Source organism: Sphingopyxis italica, assembly GCF_011926545.1.
In the GTDB taxonomy this organism is placed as follows: domain Bacteria; phylum Pseudomonadota; class Alphaproteobacteria; order Sphingomonadales; family Sphingomonadaceae; genus Sphingopyxis; species Sphingopyxis italica.
The window spans coordinates 210,959-229,147 of sequence record NZ_JAATIT010000002.1 but is presented as its reverse complement, the minus strand read 5'-3'; the positions used below and the strand labels follow the sequence as shown (position 1 = coordinate 229,147).

At 64.1% G+C, this 18,189-nt stretch carries 18 protein-coding genes; 1 reads left to right on the top strand and 17 read right to left on the bottom strand.

The annotated features are described in order from the left end of the window. Nucleotides 1–41: 41 nt before the first annotated feature. Nucleotides 42–338 carry an Hpt domain-containing protein gene (locus GGR90_RS08770; RefSeq protein ID WP_167921065.1) on the bottom strand — a complete coding sequence of 99 codons (297 nt, stop codon included), beginning with the start codon at nt 336–338 and terminating at the stop codon, nt 42–44. A 68-nt stretch (nt 339–406) separates the two neighbouring features. Between GGR90_RS08770 and GGR90_RS08765 the strand changes: the two genes are divergently transcribed. Further along, nucleotides 407–2,761 (top strand): coiled-coil domain-containing protein, encoded by a 2,355-nt coding sequence (locus tag GGR90_RS08765; RefSeq protein ID WP_167921064.1) that lies wholly within the window; start codon nt 407–409, stop codon nt 2,759–2,761. A gap of 269 nt (nt 2,762–3,030) precedes the next feature. Here the strand turns inward: GGR90_RS08765 and GGR90_RS08760 are convergent, their stop codons facing one another. Genes GGR90_RS08760 through nuoF form a run of 16 tightly spaced genes read right to left on the bottom strand, consistent with a single transcriptional unit; the run spans nt 3,031 to nt 18,159 of the window. Further along, on the bottom strand, nt 3,031–3,291 hold the full coding sequence (locus GGR90_RS08760) for a DUF1467 family protein (protein WP_167921063.1): 261 nt from the start codon (nt 3,289–3,291) through the stop codon (nt 3,031–3,033). Between the two features lie 16 nt (nt 3,292–3,307). Continuing rightward, a complete protein-coding gene (locus GGR90_RS08755) occupies nt 3,308–4,942 on the bottom strand; it encodes a ribonuclease J (protein WP_167921062.1) in 1,635 nt (544 codons plus the stop codon). Next, nucleotides 4,939–5,724 carry a type III pantothenate kinase gene (locus GGR90_RS08750; protein WP_167921061.1) on the bottom strand — a complete coding sequence of 262 codons (786 nt, stop codon included), beginning with the start codon at nt 5,722–5,724 and terminating at the stop codon, nt 4,939–4,941. The genes GGR90_RS08755 and GGR90_RS08750 overlap by 4 nt, the downstream gene beginning before the upstream one ends. After that, entirely contained in the window at nt 5,725–6,528 is an 804-nt protein-coding gene (locus GGR90_RS08745; protein WP_167921060.1) for a biotin--[acetyl-CoA-carboxylase] ligase, read from the bottom strand. It abuts the gene before it with no gap. Further along, nucleotides 6,450–7,883, bottom strand: a complete 1,434-nt coding sequence (nuoN, locus tag GGR90_RS08740) for an NADH-quinone oxidoreductase subunit NuoN (RefSeq protein ID WP_167921059.1) — start codon at nt 7,881–7,883, stop codon at nt 6,450–6,452. Before nuoN ends, GGR90_RS08745 begins: the two co-directional genes overlap by 79 nt. Then, nucleotides 7,880–9,433 carry an NADH-quinone oxidoreductase subunit M gene (locus GGR90_RS08735; protein WP_167921058.1) on the bottom strand — a complete coding sequence of 518 codons (1,554 nt, stop codon included), beginning with the start codon at nt 9,431–9,433 and terminating at the stop codon, nt 7,880–7,882. The genes nuoN and GGR90_RS08735 overlap by 4 nt, the downstream gene beginning before the upstream one ends. Then, nucleotides 9,430–11,457, bottom strand: a complete 2,028-nt coding sequence (gene nuoL, locus GGR90_RS08730) for an NADH-quinone oxidoreductase subunit L (protein WP_167921057.1) — start codon at nt 11,455–11,457, stop codon at nt 9,430–9,432. The genes GGR90_RS08735 and nuoL overlap by 4 nt, the downstream gene beginning before the upstream one ends. Before the next feature lie 4 nt (nt 11,458–11,461). Further along, nucleotides 11,462–11,767, bottom strand: coding sequence for an NADH-quinone oxidoreductase subunit NuoK (gene nuoK / locus GGR90_RS08725; protein ID WP_003051614.1), 306 nt, complete (start codon nt 11,765–11,767; stop codon nt 11,462–11,464). Further along, complete coding sequence (locus GGR90_RS08720; RefSeq protein ID WP_167921056.1) at nt 11,764–12,375, bottom strand: NADH-quinone oxidoreductase subunit J; 612 nt, start codon at nt 12,373–12,375, stop codon at nt 11,764–11,766. Before GGR90_RS08720 ends, nuoK begins: the two co-directional genes overlap by 4 nt. Before the next feature lie 12 nt (nt 12,376–12,387). Next, nucleotides 12,388–12,873, bottom strand: coding sequence for an NADH-quinone oxidoreductase subunit NuoI (gene nuoI, locus GGR90_RS08715; protein ID WP_167921055.1), 486 nt, complete (start codon nt 12,871–12,873; stop codon nt 12,388–12,390). Then, entirely contained in the window at nt 12,870–13,370 is a 501-nt protein-coding gene (locus GGR90_RS08710) for a hypothetical protein (protein ID WP_167921054.1), read from the bottom strand. Before GGR90_RS08710 ends, nuoI begins: the two co-directional genes overlap by 4 nt. Further along, nucleotides 13,370–14,449 carry an NADH-quinone oxidoreductase subunit NuoH gene (nuoH, locus tag GGR90_RS08705; protein WP_167921053.1) on the bottom strand — a complete coding sequence of 360 codons (1,080 nt, stop codon included), beginning with the start codon at nt 14,447–14,449 and terminating at the stop codon, nt 13,370–13,372. The genes GGR90_RS08710 and nuoH overlap by 1 nt, the downstream gene beginning before the upstream one ends. Beyond that, a complete protein-coding gene (locus tag GGR90_RS08700; RefSeq protein ID WP_167921052.1) occupies nt 14,446–14,583 on the bottom strand; it encodes a hypothetical protein in 138 nt (45 codons plus the stop codon). Before GGR90_RS08700 ends, nuoH begins: the two co-directional genes overlap by 4 nt. Next, nucleotides 14,580–16,592, bottom strand: coding sequence for an NADH-quinone oxidoreductase subunit NuoG (gene nuoG / locus GGR90_RS08695; protein WP_167921051.1), 2,013 nt, complete (start codon nt 16,590–16,592; stop codon nt 14,580–14,582). Before nuoG ends, GGR90_RS08700 begins: the two co-directional genes overlap by 4 nt. After that, on the bottom strand, nt 16,592–16,870 hold the full coding sequence (locus GGR90_RS08690; protein WP_167921050.1) for a hypothetical protein: 279 nt from the start codon (nt 16,868–16,870) through the stop codon (nt 16,592–16,594). Before GGR90_RS08690 ends, nuoG begins: the two co-directional genes overlap by 1 nt. After that, the gene (gene nuoF, locus GGR90_RS08685; RefSeq protein WP_167921049.1) at nt 16,867–18,159 is read right to left on the bottom strand and encodes an NADH-quinone oxidoreductase subunit NuoF; all 1,293 of its coding nucleotides are present in this window, start codon (nt 18,157–18,159) and stop codon (nt 16,867–16,869) included. The genes GGR90_RS08690 and nuoF overlap by 4 nt, the downstream gene beginning before the upstream one ends. Nucleotides 18,160–18,189 lie beyond the last annotated feature (30 nt).

Below are 18,189 nucleotides of genomic sequence, written 5' to 3'. Positions count from 1 at the left end.
GGGAATTGAACCCGCTTCGTCGGTCGGCCCGGCGGGGCCGATCAGGCGATCTCGTCGATCGTCCGGTTGATCTGCCGCAATACCGCGGGATCGCCCGGCGCACCCGCCATCGCCGCTTCGGCAAGCTCGATCAGCGGGATGATGCCGAAGGTCGCGGCGAGCCCTTTCAGGCGGAGCGCCGCCACTTCCCAGTTCGCGTCACACCGCGCGCGGCGCATCAAATCGGCCAGGTCACGCGCGCTCCCGGTGAAGGCGCCGCGCAGGTCCATCGCCATCGCCGGGTCGTCGCCGAACGCGGCGCTCAGGTAGCGATCGAGGGGGCCACTGTCGAACGACATTCCACAGCTTTGCCATCTTGTGGTTAAGTTTCCGTTTCATGGCGGTCATTTGATGCTAGGATGGCGCCATGACAGGGCACAAGAAAATCGTCGGATTGTGGCGGGATTCCGCGGCGAACCAGGAAGCGGACAGCGCGGCGCCGGCGGAAGCCACCGGGCCGGACACCTTGGCTGCGCCCGAAGCGGCGGCACCCGCCGAACGCGATTGGCTCGATATGTCTTCGCTGAACGCGACCGAAGACGCCGACGACGCGGCGCCGCCGGCGTGGCGCGACCGCGCCGTCCCCGCCCTTCTCGTCCTTCTCGCGATCGGCTGGACGGGTTTCGCGTTCGCGGTGGCGACCGAGGGTTTCGCGCGCGCGCCGGCGCTCGCCGACTGGCCGCTCCTGATCGCGACGATCGCGATGCCGCTGACCTTGCTCGCGGTGTTCTGGATGGTTCTGCTGCGCTCAGGCCGATCCGAACAGGCGCGCTTTGCCCGCGCGGCCACGGCACTGCGCGAAGAAAATATGTCGCTCAACCAGTCGATGCACGCGCTCGGCCTGCACCTCGCCGACGCGCGAAAGCAGCTCGGCGAACAGGCGAAGCTTGTCCAGCAGCTCGGCCTCGACACCGTCTCGCGCCTCACCGAAAGCAGCGACAAGCTCGCGAGCAACGCCTCGGTGATCGCCAACGCGCACGACCAGCTCGCCCGGTCGGGCGATGTCGCGCTGCAACGGATGGACGGGCTGCTCGCCGGCCTGCCGCGGATTGACGATGTCGCGCAGCGGCTCGCGGTCAATTTCCGCGAGGCCGGGCTCGTCGCGCACCAGCAGGGCGCCAATCTCGAAGCCCGGCTCGCCGCGCTCGGCGAGGAAGCCGCCAAGACCGCGCAAATCAGCGAAGCTTCGACCGCGAGCATTCTCGAGGCGATCGTCGCGTTGCAGGGACAGGCCAGGGAAACCGAGTCCGACCTGCTCGCCGCCTCGACGCAGGTCACCGAGGCGCATGACGCGGCGCTGGCGCATATGACGAACATTTCCGTTTCGGCGCGCGGCGAGATGACCTCGACCGTCGCCGCGATGACCGGCGAGATCGAAAAGAGCTGGCAGCAGTTTCGCAACGGCGTCGATGCCGCCGCCACGCGGATGGACGCCCGGCTTGCGGCGGCGCGCGACGCGGGCGATGCGATGGGCGCGCAGCTCTCCGCGCATGCCGACGCCAGCGACGCGCTCGCCGCGCGCATCACCGCGCATGTCGCCGATGTCGGCGGACAGCTCGAAATTCTCGACGTGAGCGTCACCGCGAGCACCGGCGTGATCGGGCGCGCGATTGACGATACCAAGGGGCAGCTCGCCGCGTTCATGCAGGAAGTCCAGAGCGGCAACGCCTCGGCGCATCAGCTCATCGGCCACGCCGAATCGCTGCTGCTCGCGCTCGACGCGGTGACGCGCGAGCTCGACGAGACGCTGCCGCACGCGCTGGGCCGCATCACCGCGCACGGCCAGACGACGCAGACGGCCTTGGCGCAACTGCGCCCGCTGCTCGATGCGTCCGAACTGGTGGCGCAGTCGACGGTGTCGCACGTCAACGCCGTGCAGACGACATTGAGGGCGAACGAGGAACAGATGGCGGGGCATGCCGCCAGCCAGCAGGAGCTCGCCGACCGGATCAACGGGGCGCTCGCGGACGCGGAAACCGCGCTCGCAAAACTGCGCGAGGGCGCCGACGACTTCGCCGAACAGGGCGGCGCGCGGATGATCGCGACGCTGGCCGAGGTTCGCACGACCGCCGATTCGGCCGCCGACGAGGCGCGGCTGACGCTCGAAAAGCTGGTATCGGGCGCGCGCGACGCGATGCAGGCGACCGCGACCGGCGCGATCGACGCGGCGTTCAAAAATGAAGTGATGACGCAATTGAACGCGATCGAAGACGCATCGGCGCGCGCGGTCGCCGCGGCCAACGGCGCCGCCGACCGGCTGATGCGCCAGCTGATCACGATCATGGACACGAGCGCGAGCGTCGAGCAGCGCGTGAGCGAAGCCGAACAGGCGATCGCCGCCTCCGACCGCGATTCGCTCGCGAAACAGGTCGGTCTCTTGACCGAGGCGCTGAAATCGACCGCGATCGACGTCACCAAGATCCTGTCGAGCGAAGTCAGCGACACCGCATGGGACGCCTATCTCAAGGGCGACCGCGGCGTCTTCGCGCGGCGCGCGGTCAAGCTGGTCGAGAATAGCGAGGCCAAGGAAATCCTGCGCCTCTACCAGAATGACGACGCGTTCCACGCCTCGGTGAACCAGTTCATCCACGATTTCGAAGCGATGCTGCGCCTGCTGATCGCCGCACGCGATGGATCGGCGATCAGCGTGACCCTGCTGTCGTCGGACATCGGCAAGCTGTATGTCGCGCTTGCACAGGCGATCGACCGCCTGCGGAACTGATCGCGCCGCGAAACCTCCGCGTTTCGGCCGGAAGCGGCCCTCATATTCCTCGTCATCCCGGGCTTGACCTGGGCCTGCCTTGTCTTTTCGACGTCGAGCACCAGGAAGGCGCGTCCCGGGTCTCATAGCTCGTCATTCCCGCGAAAGCGGGAACCAGTGTGGGATCAGCCGACGCACGCTCTGGGTTCCCGCTTTCGCGGGAATGACGAATGGGAATGTCGCAATCCACCCCAAAGCGGACGCAAGGGGCGATCCAAACGATCGGTAGCTTACGCCCGTCCGGTCAGCACGTCGGGGTTCACCCAGCCGTTCACATAGGCCACATAATAAAGCCCGAAGGCGACCGTCGCGACGATCGTCATCTGCAGCAATATGCGCCCGGGCCGAAAGGACGCCGGCGCCCCCGGCTCCTGCCCGCGCACCAGCGGCGTCGCGTCATCGCTCGCGCGGCGGCCATGGAAGGGCAGCACGAAAAAGGCGCTGAACGCCCAGAACAGCAGATAGATGGCGAGCGCCGAAGTCCATTTCATCGCGATTGTCCCCGGATCAGATATCGACGAGCATCACATCGACGACAGGCTTCTTGCCCGTCCAGTCGGTCGCGATTCGGCGCACGCCGAGGCGGATCGCCTCGCGCAGCTTTTCCTCGTCGCGCGCGGGGCCGGTGGCGGCCTGCTCGGCGGCCTCGCGCATCTCGTCGATAAAGGCTTCGCGTTCATCCTCGACCGGCACGCCGCGATAGCTGATCGCGCTTTCGACGAAACGCTTGCCGGAGAAGATGGCGGCAACGGTGATGTGGCCGTTCAATGAAAGCTTGCGCCGCTCGTTGATCGTCTCGCCATCGGCGGGCAGGATGACGTCGCCGTCGAGGATCAGCCGCCCCGCTCGCACACGCTCGACGATCTTCGCCGGCCCCGGCGCAAGCCGCACCAGGTCACCATTTTCCTGCACCAGCGCATCCGGCACACCGCGTTCGAGTGCGAAGCGCGCCTGTTCGTGCATATGGCGGATCTCGCCATGCACGGGCAGGACGAGCTGGGGCCGCAGCCAGCCATAAAGCGCCGCGAGTTCGGGCTGCCCCGGATGGCCGCTGACGTGGATATGCGCTTGCTTCTCGGTAACGGTCAGCACGTCCTTCGCCGCGAGCTGGTTCATAATCCGTCCGATCGCGACTTCGTTTCCGGGGATCTGCTTCGATGAAAAGACGACGGTGTCGCCCGCCTCGAGCTTGATCTGGTGGATGTCGGCCGCCATGCGCGCGAGCGCGGCGCGCGGTTCGCCCTGCCCGCCGGTCGCGATGACCATCACCTTGTCGCGCGGCAGCCGCATCGCCTCGTCGAAATCGACCGTCGGCGGAAAATCCTTCAAATAGCCGACCGAGCGCGCGACACCGAGGATGCGGTCGAGCGAACGGCCCGCGACGCACAGCGTGCGTCCCGTCGCCTTCGCGACCGCGCCCAGCGTCGCCAGACGTGCGGCGTTCGATGCAAAGGTGGTGACGACCACCCTGCCCTTCGCCGCGCCGACCGCCTGCTCCAGCCCGGCGCGGAGGCCCCCTTCGCTGCCCGATGCTTCGGGGTTGAAGGCGTTGGTCGAATCGCAGACGAGCACGTCGATCCCCTCGTCGCCCACCGCGGTGAGTGCGGCGGCGGTCGCGGGAACGCCGAGGATCGGTTCCTCGTCGAGTTTCCAGTCGCCGGTGTGAAAGACGCGGCCATAGGGCGTGTCGATCACCACCGCGCTCATTTCGAGGATCGAGTGCGCGAGCGGGATCAGGCGGATACCGAACGGCCCGAGCTGGAAGCTGTCGTCGATATCGACGACCTTCAGCTCGACCTCTTTCTCCAGCCCCTCTTCGGCGAGCTTGTGCGCGATCAGCCCCGCGGTGAAGCGGTTGGCATAGAGCGGCACGCCAAGCTCGGCGGCGAGATAGGGGATGGCGCCGATATGATCCTCGTGCCCGTGCGTCAGGATGATGCCGAGCAAATCCTTCTTGCGATCCTCGATAAATTCGAGGTCGGGCATGACGATGTCGATGCCCGGATAATCGTGGCTGCCAAAGGTCACGCCGAGGTCGGCCATGATCCATTTGCCGTCGCAGCCGTAGAGATTGGCGTTCATGCCGATCTCTCCCGACCCGCCCAACGCGAGGAAAAGCAGCTCCTTGCCCGGAGTCGTCATATCGTTGTCTTCCGTTGATGATAAAGGTGCATCAGCCCGTTCAGCGTCAGATCGGGCTCGATACGATCGAACAGGTGCGCCTGTTCCTGAAAAAGTGTCGCGAGGCCGCCCGTCGCGACGACGGTGAGCGGCTTGCCGATCTCGGCCTTCATGCGCGCGATGAGCCCCTCCATCATCGATACATAGCCCCAATAGACGCCGATCAGCATCTGGCTTTCGGTAGTCCGCCCGATAACGCTGTCCGTCGCCGGAGCTTCGATCGCGATGCGCGGCAGTTTGGCGGCGGCCGCGACCAGAGCTTCGAGCGAGAGATTGACTCCGGGCGCGATGATTCCGCCCATATAAGCGCCGTTGGGCCCGATATGGTCGAGCGTCGTCGCGGTGCCGAAGCTGATGACGAGCTTGTCCTTGCCGGGCTCGACCGCCTGCGCCGAGATCGCGTTGACCGCGCGGTCGGCGCCGACCGATTGCGGTTCGTCGACCTTGAGCGCGATGCCCCAGGTCACCGGCTCGCGCCCCGCGACGAGCGCATCGACGCCGAAATATTTCACCGCCAGCAATTGCAGATTGTGGAGCGCGCGCGGGACGACGGTGGAAATGATCACCGCGTCGACCTCGCGACGTTCATGTCCCTCGATCCGCATCAACTGGTCGAGCCACACCATATATTCATCGGCGGTGCGCCGGTCGTCGGTCGCGATCCGCCAGCGCGCGAGCAGTTCCTGCCCGCGAAAGATGGCGAATTTGGCATTGGTGTTGCCGACGTCGATCGCGAGCAGCATCTAATTCCCCTCCTCGACCGGACGGCGCAATTCGATATCGCCCGCATGGATCAGCATGATCTCCCCGCCGCCCAGGCGCAAGCGTAGCGCGCCGTCGGGCGCGAGGCCATCAAAGAAGCCGTCGATCCCCTGTTCGGACACGTGGAGCGGCGTTCCCACGGGATGCCCCAGCGGCAGCCAGGCGCGGACGACGCTCTCCACGCCCTCCTGCCGCCAGACCCACAGCGCATCGACCATCGCGACCGCCAAGACATCGGCAAAGCGGTCGCGATCGATCCGCGCATCCTTGTCGGCCAAGCAGGCGGTTGGACGGTCGGGCAGCTCGGGCGCCGACACGAGATTGACCCCCATGCCGATGACCACCGCATCGCCCGTGCGTTCGAGCAATATGCCCGAACATTTGGCGCCGTCTATCAGCACATCGTTCGGCCATTTCAGCTGGAAATCGACCATCGGGGCGAGCGTCGCGACGGTCCGGGCGAGCGCGACTCCGGCAACCAGCGCCAGCGTCGCGGCTATCGGATCCCCCGCGCGGAGCTGGACCACCGTCGAGCCCATGAAATTGCCGTGCCCGTCGCCCCACGCGCGGCCGAGCCGTCCGCGTCCGGCGGTCTGGCGGTCGGCGACGAGCCAATGCCCCTCGCCGACATGCTCGCCGCCCGCCAGCCGCGCCAGCAGGTCGGCGTTGGTCGAGCCTGTCTGCCGGGTCCGCTCGATCGGCGGGATCAGAACAACACCGCCGCCGCGCTGGCCGAAAGGACCGCCAGCACGGGAATAAACAGATAGCCGATGACCGAGAGCCACAGCGCGCTCGCGGTGATCACCGCATCCTCGACGATCGCGCCGCCGCCCTTTGGAAATTCGGTGTCCGACTTGTCGTCGAAATACATCGTCTTGATGATGGCGATATAATAGAAGGCGCCAATCACCGAGGCGACGATGCCCGCGACCGCCAGCGGCACCAGGTTCGCGTTCACCGCGGCCTCGAACACCAGATATTTCGGCCAGAAGCCGAAAAGCGGCGGGATGCCGGCGAGGCTGAACAGGAACACCGCCATCGCCGCGGCGAGGCCGGGGCGGCGCTGCGAATAGCCCGCGAGCGCCGGGATGCTCTCGATCTGGTTGCCCTGATCGTCGCGCAGCTGCAACACAACGAGGAAGCTGCCGAGCGTCGTCACGACATAGACGAGCAGATAGGTCAGCACGCCTTCGACCCCCTGTTGCGTCCCCGCCGCCAGGCCGATCAGCATATAGCCGACATTGTTGATCGACGAATAGGCAAGCAGGCGCTTGATATTCTTCTGCCCGATCGCGCCGACCGCGCCGAGGATGATCGAGGCGAGCGACAGGAAGATGATGATCTGCTGCCACGCGCCGACCGCGGGGCCCATCGCGTCGATCACGACGCGCGTCATCAACGCCATCGCCGCCACTTTCGGGGCGGTGGCGAAAAAGGTCGTCACCGGGGTCGGTGCGCCTTCATAGACGTCGGGGGTCCACATGTGGAACGGCACGGCGCTGATCTTGAAGCCGAGGCCCGCGAGCACGAACACGATGCCGAAGATGAGACCAATGTTGAGCTCGCCGCCCAGCACCTTCGCGATCCCGGCGAAATCGGTCGTCCCGGTGAAGCCGTAGAGCAGCGAGATGCCATAAAGCAGCATGCCCGAGGCGAGCGCGCCGAGGACGAAATATTTGAGCCCCGCTTCGCTCGACCGTTCGTCGGTGCGCATGAAGCTCGCGAGCACATAGGCGGCAAGGCTGTTGAGCTCGAGCCCGACATAGAGCGTCATCAGGTCGCGCGACGAGGCCATGATGCCCATGCCGAGCGCGGCGAACAGGATCAGCGTTGGATATTCGGCGCGCATCCCGCCGCGGAAGAAGCGCGGCGCGATGACGATGCAGATGAAGCTCGCGGCGTAGATCAGCAGCTTGGCGAAGCCGCCGAAGCCGTCGACCGAAAGCGTGCCCGAAAACACCGTCGTCTCGACGCCGATCAGCGCGACGACGGCCGCCGCGGCGGCGGCGAGCGTCAGCAGCGAGCTCAGCTGGTAGAGACCGACATTGCGGTCACCGACGAAGGTGCCGAGCATCAGCGTGATCAGCCCGCCGATCGTCAGGATCAGTTCGGGCCAGATGAGAGCGAGATCGGCGGTCACTGGACGCCTCCCGCATGGGCCGAGCCGTGGGCGGTTTCACCGTGTGCCTCGGCCGCCCTTGGCTTGCCGGCGGCAAGACGCGCGTCGCCCGCGGGCTTCGCCGGGGCAAGCCGCGCAACGACCGTCGTCACATCGCCGCGCATCGGCGCGAGGAAGCTTTCGGGATAGACGCCCATCCACAGCGCCACGGCGGCCAGCGGCACCATGATCGTCCATTCGCGCGCGTTTAGGTCGGGCATCGCCTTCACATCGTCCTTGGTCAGTTCGCCGAACACGACGCGGCGGTAGAGATAGAGCATGTATGCGGCGCCGAGGATGATCCCGGTGGTGCAGACGAAAGCGACCCAGCTCGAGGCTTCATAGATGCCCGCGAGGCTCAGGAATTCGCCGACGAAGCCGCTGGTGCCCGGCAGGCCGATCGACGCCATGGTGAACAGCATGAAGAAGATCGAATAGGCCGGCATATTCTTCGCGAGCCCGCCGTAACGATCGATTTCGCGCGTATGCAGCCGGTCATAGATGACACCGACGCAGAAGAAGAGCGCGGCCGAGACGACACCATGGCTGAGCATGATGATCAGCGCGCCTTCGATCCCCTGCTGGTTGAAGGCGAAGAGACCCGCGGTGACGATCGCCATGTGCGCGACCGACGAATAGGCGATCAGCTTCTTCATGTCGCTCTGCACCAGCGCGACGAGGCTGGTGTAGACCACCGCGACCATCGACAGGCCAAAAACGATCCACATCAGCTGCCCCGACGCGTCGGGGAACATCGGCATCATAAAGCGCAGGAAGCCATAAGCGCCGAGCTTCAAGAGCACGCCCGCGAGGATCATCGAGCCCGCGGTCGGCGCCTGCACATGCGCGTCGGGAAGCCAGGTGTGGACGGGCCACATCGGCATCTTGACCGCCAGGCTAGCGAAGAAGGCGAGCCACAGCCACGTCTGCATCGCAGCCGGGAAGTCATAGTTCAGCAGCGTCGGAATGTCGGTCGTGCCCGCTTCGCCGATCATCGCGATCATCGCGATCAGCATCAGCACCGATCCGAGCAGCGTGTAGAGGAAGAATTTGAACGCCGCATATTTGCGGTTCGCACCGCCCCAGATGCCGATGATGAAATACATCGGGATCAGGCCGGCTTCGAAGAAGATGTAAAAGAGCAGCAGATCCTGCGCCATGAAGACGCCGATCATCACGACTTCCATTATCAGGAACATCGCCATGTAAAGCCCGACACGGCTCTTGATCGCGTCCCAACTGGCGAGGATGCAGAGCGGCATCAGGAAAACGCTGAGCATGATCAGCATCAACGCCATGCCGTCGATACCGAGCGCATATTGGAAGCGGCCGAACAAGTCGGCGCGTTCGGTGAACTGCCACTGCGCGCCGCCGACGTCGAAATTCGCCCACAGGATGCAGCCGAGGACGAAGGTCGCCAGCGTCGCGCCGAGCGCGACGAAGCGCGCCATCTTGTCGCCGGCGAACAGGCAGACGATGGCGGCGACCGCGGGGACCGCCAGCATCAACGAAAGGATCGGAAAGCCGCTCACAGGAAATTCACCATGGCCCAGCTGGCGAGGCCGACAAGACCGAGCAGCATCACAAACGCATATCCATAAACATAACCCGATTGCAGCCGGACCGCGAGACGGGTCCCCCCAGCGACGAGCGCGGCGGCGCCATCGGGACCGAAGCGGTCGATGGTGCCTTCATCCCCGCGCTTCCAGAAGAAGCGGCCGATCGCGAAGGCGGGCTTCACGAAGAGGATGTTGTAGAGCTCGTCGAAATACCATTTGTTGTACAGGAACTGGTGGAGCAGCTTGAACTGCGCCACGAAGCGCGCCGGCAACGTCGTGTTGCGAATATAGCTGTTCCACGCGAGGAACAGCCCGATCGCCATCGCCGTGAACGGCGTCCATTTCACCCACAAAGGCACTTCATGCGCGGCGTGCATCAGATGCTCGTCGAACGCGAGGCTACCCTTCCAGAACGCCATGCCCTCTTCGGGGTAGATGAACTGGTGGTGGAACGCGATGCCCGCGAACACCGCACCGATCGACAGTATAACCAGCGGGATCAGCATCGAAAGCGGGCTTTCGTGCGGGTGATAACCCGCGGTGCCGTCGCTGTGCGTGCCGTGGGCGTGCGCGTGGGCATGATCGTCATGGCCGTGATCGCCATGCACCGCGTGCTGAATATGCTCGCTCTGCTCCCAGCGCGGCTTGCCGTAAAAGGTCAGGAAGACGAGGCGCCACGAATAGAAGCTGGTGAGGAAGGCCACGAAGACGCCGACCCAGAAAGCGATCACGCCGCCACCGCCGCTCGCGAAAGCCGCCTCGAGGATGCCGTCCTTCGAATAGAAGCCGGCAAAGCCCGCGACGCCCGCGATACCGACGCCCGTGATCGCCAGCGTGCCGAGCATCATCGCCCAATAGGTGATCGGGATCTGCTTCCGGAGCGCACCATAATAACGCATGTCTTGTTCATGGTGCATCGCATGGATCACCGAACCGGCACCGAGGAACAGCAAAGCCTTGAAGAAGGCGTGCGTGAACAGGTGGAACATCGCGGCGCCATAAGCGCCCGCGCCCGCGGCGAAGAACATGTAGCCGAGCTGCGAACAGGTCGAATAGGCGATGACGCGCTTGATATCCCACTGCGTCGTCGCGACGGTCGCGGCGAAGAAGCAGGTGGCGGCGCCGACGAACATCACGACACCCTGCGCAACGGGGGCGGTTTCGAACATCGGCGACAGGCGGCAGACCATGAAGACGCCCGCGGTGACCATCGTCGCGGCGTGGATCAGCGCCGACACCGGGGTCGGCCCCTCCATCGCGTCGGGAAGCCAGGTGTGGAGGCCCAGCTGCGCCGACTTGCCCATCGCGCCGATGAACAGCAGCAGGCAGAGGATCGTCATCGTGTCGAGACGCATCCCCATGAAGCCGATCGTCGAACCCGCCATGCCCGGCGCGGCCGCCAATATCTCGGGGATCGAGACGGTGCCGAACACCAGGAAGGTGCCGAAGATACCGAGCATGAAACCCAGATCGCCGACGCGGTTGACGACGAACGCCTTGATAGCGGCGGCATTGGCGCTCGGCTTCTTGTACCAGAAACCGATGAGCAGATAGGATGCGAGACCGACGCCTTCCCAGCCGAAGAACATCTGGACCAGATTGTTCGCGGTCACGAGCATCAGCATCGCGAAGGTGAAGAGCGAGAGATAGGCGAAGAAGCGCGGCTGGTCCGGGTCTTCCTCCATATAGCCCCAGCTATAGAGGTGGACGAGCGCCGACACCGTCGTGATCACGACGAGCATCACCGCGGTCAGCGTGTCGACGCGCAATTCCCAGTTGAACTGGAGCGCGCCCGACGAAACCCAGTGCAGCACCGGGGTCACCGTCGCTTCGCCGCTTCCGCCCACGAACGACAGAAAGATCGGCCAGCTCAAGGCGCAGCTGGTGAACAACGCGCCCGTGGTCAGGATTTTGGACGGCACATTGCCGATCACGCGCTGGCCGAGCCCCGCGACAAGCGCCGCCAGCAGCGGCAGAAAAACGATCGCCTGGATCACCGGTTTACCCCTTCATCCGGTTGGCATCGTCGACGGCAATGGTGCCGCGGCCGCGGAAGTAAATGACGAGAATGGCAAGACCGATCGCGGCCTCACCCGCCGCAACGGTCAGCACGAACATCGAGAAGACCTGCCCGACGAGATCGCCGAGCGCCGCGCTGAACGCGACGAGATTGATGTTCACCGCCAGCAAGATGAGCTCGATCGCCATCAGGATGACGATGATATTCTTGCGGTTGATGAAGATACCGAGCACGCCGAGCGTGAACAGCACCGCCGAAACGGCGAGATAATGGCCGACCGAAATCACAATTCCATCCCCTGCCCGACGCCCGGATCGACGAGGCGCGTCGCGTCCTGCGGACGGCGCCGGTTCTGCGCCGAGATATTCTGGACGCGCACGCCGCCACGCTGGCGGTGCGTCAGCACGATCGCGCCGATCATCGCGACGAGGAGGACAATGCCCGCCGCCTCGAACAGGAAGATGTAGCGCGTGTAGAGCAGCTCGCCAATCTGCTGGATATTGCTCTTGTCGCTGACGACCGGCGCAGCGCGTGCCGCGAGGTCGACCTTGCCCGCGCTCCATGCGGCAACAGCAACGATAAGCTCGGCTGCTAGGATGATCGCGACGAGCGCGCCGAGCGGCAGATAGCGCACGAAACCCGCGCGCAGCTCGGCGAAATCGATGTCGAGCATCATTACGACGAAAAGGAACAGCACCGCGACCGCACCGACATAAACGATGACGAGCAGCATCGCGATGAACTCGGCGCCCGCGAGCAGCATCAGTCCCGCCGCGTTGAAGAAGGCGAGGATCAGCCACATGACGCTGTGGACGGGGTTACGGGCCAGAATGACCATCGTCGCCGAAGCGATGACGATCGAAGCAAAGAGCCAGAAGGCGATGACCTGAATCATATCCGCGCGCCCTTATCGATAGGGCGCGTCGGCGGCAAGATTCGCCGCGATCGCGCGTTCCCATTTGTCGCCGTTGGCGAGCAGCTTGGCCTTGTCATAGAGCAGCTCCTCGCGCGTTTCGGTCGCGAATTCGAAGTTCGGCCCCTCGACCACCGCATCGACCGGGCACGCTTCCTGACAGAAGCCGCAATAGATGCACTTGGTCATGTCGATGTCGTAACGCGTCGTGCGGCGCGAACCGTCTTCGCGCGGCTCGGCCTCGATCGTGATCGCCTGCGCCGGACACACCGCTTCGCACAGCTTGCACGCGATGCAGCGCTCTTCGCCGTTCGGATAACGGCGCAGCACATGCTCGCCGCGGAAACGCGGGCTGAGCGGGTTCTTCTCGAACGGATAGTTGATCGTCGCCTTGGGCTTGAAGAAATATTTCAGCGTGAGGGCGTGCGCCTTCACAAACTCCCACAAGGTGAAGGATTTGATGAGATGGGCGACATTCATTGCCCGTCCCCCTTCATCTTTGACGCTTTTGTAGTGCACACACCGACGCCCTCAAGTTGCCAGATAGACGCACCACCAAAAGACTGCCGAGTAGACGACAAAATTTTCATATAGCCCCGCTGATCTGGCTCGATATAATCCATTTCGACCTGATAAACCGCCGTTGGATTTTTGATTTCAAACTTATGCGTCCCAGCTTGATCGGAAGACCAACCCATCAATGCTGTACCACTACCCACAAACTGTAAGGGTTTTGAAATTGTTATGGTAACCGGACGCGTAGGCGCTCCCTGACCACGGGAAAAAGCGTTCGGCTTGTCGAAGTGGCCTTCGACAACAAACTTACTCCCCTCAGACGAATGCATCTCACAGTTCCAATCCAACGGCTTCATCCAATTCAGCTGTTGGGGGTCCCAAGCAGGCCTCACACTTGGTGCCTCATTGTAGGGCTGAATTAGCACTTCAGCAGCGAGAAGCATAATGGCTGACGCCAACATCACCCATACCTCGTCAGCATCAGATAGCCGGAGATCAGGAAGATCCAGAGAAGCGAGATCGGCAGGAAGACTTTCCAACCGAGGCGCATCAGCTGGTCGTAGCGGTAACGCGGGACCGTCGCCTTGACCCAGCTGAAGACGAAGAAGAAGAACAGGATCTTCGCGAACAGCCAGATGATGCCCGGAACGGCATAGAGCGGCGCCCAGTCGATCGGGGGCAGCCATCCACCCCAGAAGAGCACTGCATTGAGCGTGCACATCAACAGGACGTTGGCGTACTCTCCGAGCCAGAAGAGCGCGAAGCTCATCGACGAATATTCGGTCTGGTAACCCGCGACGAGCTCGCTTTCCGCTTCGGTCAGATCGAACGGCGCGCGCGCGGTTTCGGCGAGCGACGAGATCAGGAACATCACCGCGAGCGGGAAAAGCAGCAGGTTGAAGCCGAAGGCGTTGACGATACCGAGCCCATGGCCCTGCTGCGCCTTGACGATCTCGTTCATGTTGAAACTGTCAGCGAACAGCACGACGCCGATCAGGATGAAACCGATCGAAACTTCATAGCTGATCATCTGCGCCGACGCGCGCATCGCCGAGAAGAAGGGATATTTCGAGTTCGACGCCCAGCCCGACAGGATCACGCCATAAACGCCAAGCGACGAGATCGCGAGGATGTAGAGCAGTCCGACGTTGATGTCGGCGAGCACCGCGCCCGAATTGAACGGGATCACCGCCCAAGCCATCAGTGCGACGGTGAAGGTGATGATCGGCGCGATCAGGAACAGCCCGCGGTTCGCGCCCGTCGGGATGATCGTTTCCTGAAGGAACACTTTCAAACCGTCGGCGAACGACTGCAGCAGGCCAAAGGGACCGACGACGTTCGGACCGCGGCGCAGCGCGATCGCCGCCCAGATCTTGCGGTCGGCATAAATGATCATCGCGACCGCGAGCATCAGCGGCAGTGCGATGAGCAGGATGCCCGCGATCGTCGCCCACGCCCACGCAGCCTCATAGGACATGGTGATCCGCGCCCATTCCCACGGCAGCCCGAGAAACTGGAAGTCTTGGAAGAACTCAGTCATTTCCGCGCCCCGTCCTGGTTCTTCCAGCCATTATGCGGGCCGGGCTTTTCCGACGTGCGCGGATTGAAGCCGCGCCAGACCGAATAGCCCATCCCGACCAGCAACACGCTGGCAATCGCATGCACCGGGGTCATTCCGCGGCCTCCGCAAAGTCTGCGCCATGGACCAGCTCTTCCGAGCAGCGCCGCATCGTCGGCGACGCGCGGCAGATGGCGTTGGTGAGGTAGAAATCCTTGATCGGCGACGGGATCGCGCGTGCCTCGGGCTTCGCGGGCAGCTTGGGAACCGTCCAGCCATAGTCGGCCATCCCTTCGACGCCGAGCGCGGGCACCGCGGCGATCATCGCCGCGCGGCATTCGGCAAAGCTGTCAAAGCCGACCGACACGCCAAGCGCATCGGCCAAAGCCCGGAAAATGCTCCAATCCTCGCGCGCGTCGCCCGGCGCGAACACCGCTTTTTCGCTGCGCTGGACGCGGCCTTCGGTGTTGACCGTGGTGAAGTCCTTCTCGGTCCATGCCGCGGCGGGCAGGATGACATCGGCGGCGTGTGCGCCCTTGTCGCCATGGTGGCCGACATAGACCTTGAAGGTACCCGGCAGCGACGCGAAATCGACCTCGTCGGCGCCGAGGAAGAAGGCGAGCTGCGGCTTCGCGGCGATGACATCCTTGATGCCGCCCGGCAAGCCGTAACCGAGCATCAGCGAACCCATGCGCGCGGCCGAGAAATGGACGACGTTGTAACCGTTCCAGCCGTCCTTGACCGCGTTCACCGACTTGGCGAGCGCGAGGCCCGCGCCGTGGACGCCGGGGACCGACAAAGCGCCACCGCCGAAGATCAGCATCGGCCGCTCGGCGCCCTTCAGCGCGTCGAGCACATGCGCGGGAAGCTTCGTCACGAGCGAGGCATCGTCGCCGAGCCACTCGGTCTTGTACGTCAGGTCGGTCTCGGGGCCGACCGCGAAAACCTTCGCGCCCTTCTTCCACACCGCCTTGCGAATGCGCGTGTTGATCAGCGGCGCTTCCCAGCGGAGGTTGGTGCCGACGAGCAGGATCACATCGGCATTTTCAGCCTCGGCAATGCCGGTGTTGAAATTGACCGCCGACAGGCTGGTGACGTCATAATCGAGCCCGGTCTGGCGTCCTTCGAGCAAGGTTCCGCCGAGTGCGTTCACCAGCGATTTCGCGGCGAACATCGTCTCGCAGTCGGCAAGATCGCCAGCAATCGCCGCAACCGACGAACCGGCGTTCACCGCCTTGATCGCGGCGAACGCCTCGGCCCAACTGGCGGGCTGGAGCGCGCCGTTCACGCGGACATAGGGCTGGTCGAGGCGACGACGGACGAGGCCATCGACATGGTGACGCGTCTTGTCGTTCGCCCATTCCTCGTTCACGTCATCGTTGACGCGCGGCAGCACGCGCAGGACCTGGCGGCCGCGCGCGTCGATGCGCACATTGGTGCCGACCGCGTCCATCATGTCGATGCCGAGCGTCTTGGTCAGCTCCCACGGGCGCGCTTCGAACGCATAGGGCTTGCTGGTGAGCGCGCCGACCGGACACAGGTCGACGATATTGCCCGACAGTTCGCTGCCCACCGCGCGTTCGAGGTAGGAGGTGATCTGCATATTTTCGCCGCGATAGATCGCGCCGACATCTTCGACCCCCGCGACTTCCTCCGCGAAACGGACGCAGCGCGTGCACTGAATACAGCGGGTCATCACCGTCTTGACGATCGGACCCATATATTTCTCGGTGACCGCGCGCTTGTTCTCGTCATAGCGCGTCGCGCCGCGGCCATAGGCGACCGATTGGTCCTGCAAATCGCATTCGCCGCCCTGATCGCAGATCGGGCAGTCGAGCGGGTGGTTGATGAGCAGGAACTCCATCACCCCTTCGCGCGCCTTCTTGACCATCGGGCTGTCGGTCTTGATCACCTGCCCCTCGGCGGTCGGCAGCGCGCACGACGCCTGCGGCTTCGGCGGTCCGGGTGCGACTTCGACGAGGCACATGCGGCAATTGCCGGCGATCGACAGGCGTTCATGGTAGCAAAAGCGCGGAATTTCCTTCCCCGCCAGCTCGCACGCCTGCAGCACGGTCGCGCCCTGCGGGACGTCGAGTTCTACGCCATCTACGGTGACTTTAGGCATTAGCGGATCACCTCGATATTGTCGGAGCTATAGAGGCCATTGATACGGCGCCGCTTGCCTTCAAATTCCATGATCTCGCTATGCATCCGGATCATGTAACCCTTGCTCGCATACTGCATGACTTCATCCAACGTGGCACAGGTAACCTCGGCCGAAACAACGTTCGGTCCTTTGGAAACCTTGTAATTGCCCTTCTTCTTGTACGCTGCCAGCCGAACGGGAACCTGTTTCCCGTCTCGACGCACGCAGACGTGATCTTTTTCGATCGCCTTGATCACTCCGCTGCCTCCAGCGCGCCGCCATTCTCGCGGATGCGGCGCTCGATTTCGGGGCGGAAATGCTTGATCAGGCCCTGGATCGGCCACGCGGCGGCATCGCCGAGCGCGCAGATGGTGTGGCCTTCGACCTGCTTGGTCACGTCGAACAAAGTATCGATTTCGCTGATGTCGGCATCGCCGGTGCGCAGCCGCTCCATCACGCGCCACATCCAGCCGGTACCTTCGCGGCACGGGGTGCACTGGCCGCAGCTTTCATGCTTGTAGAAATAGCTGATGCGGCTGATCGCCTGGACGACGTCGGTCGACTTGTCCATCACGATGGCGGCGGCGGTGCCGAGGCCCGATCCGACAGCTTTCAGCCCGTCGAAGTCCATCGGCGCGTCCATGATCTCGGCCGCGGGAACCAGCGGAACCGACGAGCCGCCGGGGATCACCGCGAGCAGATTGTCCCAGCCGCCGCGGATGCCGCCGCAATGCTTGTCGATCAGTTCGCGGAAGGTGATGCCCATCTCTTCTTCGACGACGCACGGGCGCTCGACATGACCCGAGATCTGGAAGAGCTTGGTGCCCTTGTTGTTCTCGCGACCGAAGCTCGCGAACCACGGCGCACCGCGGCGCAGGATCGTCGGGACGACCGCAATGCTCTCGACATTGTTGACCGTCGTCGGGCAGCCATAGAGGCCCGCCCCCGCCGGGAACGGCGGTTTCAGGCGCGGCTGGCCCTTTTTGCCCTCGAGGCTTTCGATCATCGCGGTTTCTTCGCCGCAGATATAGGCGCCGGCGCCGCGGTGGACGAAGACGTCGAAATCATAGCCCGACTTCGCGGCATTCTTGCCGAGCAGCCCAGCGTCATACGCCTCCTGCACCGCCGCGAACAACGTCTCGGCCTCGCGGATGAACTCGCCGCGGATATAGATATAAGCCGCGCGCGCGCGCATCGCGAAGCCGGCGATCAGCGCGCCTTCGATCAGCTTGTGCGGATCGTGGCGGATGATCTCGCGATCCTTGCACGAACCGGGTTCGGATTCGTCGGCGTTGATGACGAGGAAGCTCGGGCGGTCGGCGCGCGGCTCCTTCGGCATGAAGCTCCACTTGAGCCCTGTCGGGAAGCCCGCGCCGCCGCGGCCGCGCAGCCCCGACGCCTTGATTTCCTCGATGATCGCGTCCTGGCCGCGGCTCATCAGATCCTTGGTCTGGTCCCAATCGCCGCGCGCCTGCGCGGATTTGAGGTTCCACGGCTGGAAGCCATAGAGGTTGGTGAAGATGCGATCCTTGTCAGCGAGGCTCATGCGCCTTCCCCCACATCGTCACCCCGGACT

Bases quoted from the DNA above. Each gene is read 5' to 3' on its own strand.
- GGR90_RS08765 (WP_167921064.1), top strand. From the start codon at position 407: ATGACAGGGCACAAGAAAATCGTCGGATTGTGGCGGGATTCCGCGGCG.
- nuoH (WP_167921053.1), bottom strand. From the start codon at position 14,449: ATGACTGAGTTCTTCCAAGACTTCCAGTTTCTCGGGCTGCCGTGGGAA.
- GGR90_RS08770 (WP_167921065.1), bottom strand. From the start codon at position 338: ATGTCGTTCGACAGTGGCCCCCTCGATCGCTACCTGAGCGCCGCGTTC.
- GGR90_RS08720 (WP_167921056.1), bottom strand. From the start codon at position 12,375: ATGATTCAGGTCATCGCCTTCTGGCTCTTTGCTTCGATCGTCATCGCT.
- GGR90_RS08755 (WP_167921062.1), bottom strand. From the start codon at position 4,942: ATGACGACTCCGGGCAAGGAGCTGCTTTTCCTCGCGTTGGGCGGGTCG.
- GGR90_RS08750 (WP_167921061.1), bottom strand. From the start codon at position 5,724: ATGCTGCTCGCGATCGACGTCGGCAACACCAATGCCAAATTCGCCATC.
- nuoI (WP_167921055.1), bottom strand. From the start codon at position 12,873: ATGAATGTCGCCCATCTCATCAAATCCTTCACCTTGTGGGAGTTTGTG.
- nuoG (WP_167921051.1), bottom strand. From the start codon at position 16,592: ATGCCTAAAGTCACCGTAGATGGCGTAGAACTCGACGTCCCGCAGGGC.
- GGR90_RS08710 (WP_167921054.1), bottom strand. From the start codon at position 13,370: ATGTTGGCGTCAGCCATTATGCTTCTCGCTGCTGAAGTGCTAATTCAG.
- nuoF (WP_167921049.1), bottom strand. From the start codon at position 18,159: ATGAGCCTCGCTGACAAGGATCGCATCTTCACCAACCTCTATGGCTTC.
- GGR90_RS08760 (WP_167921063.1), bottom strand. From the start codon at position 3,291: ATGAAATGGACTTCGGCGCTCGCCATCTATCTGCTGTTCTGGGCGTTC.
- GGR90_RS08700 (WP_167921052.1), bottom strand. From the start codon at position 14,583: ATGACCCCGGTGCATGCGATTGCCAGCGTGTTGCTGGTCGGGATGGGC.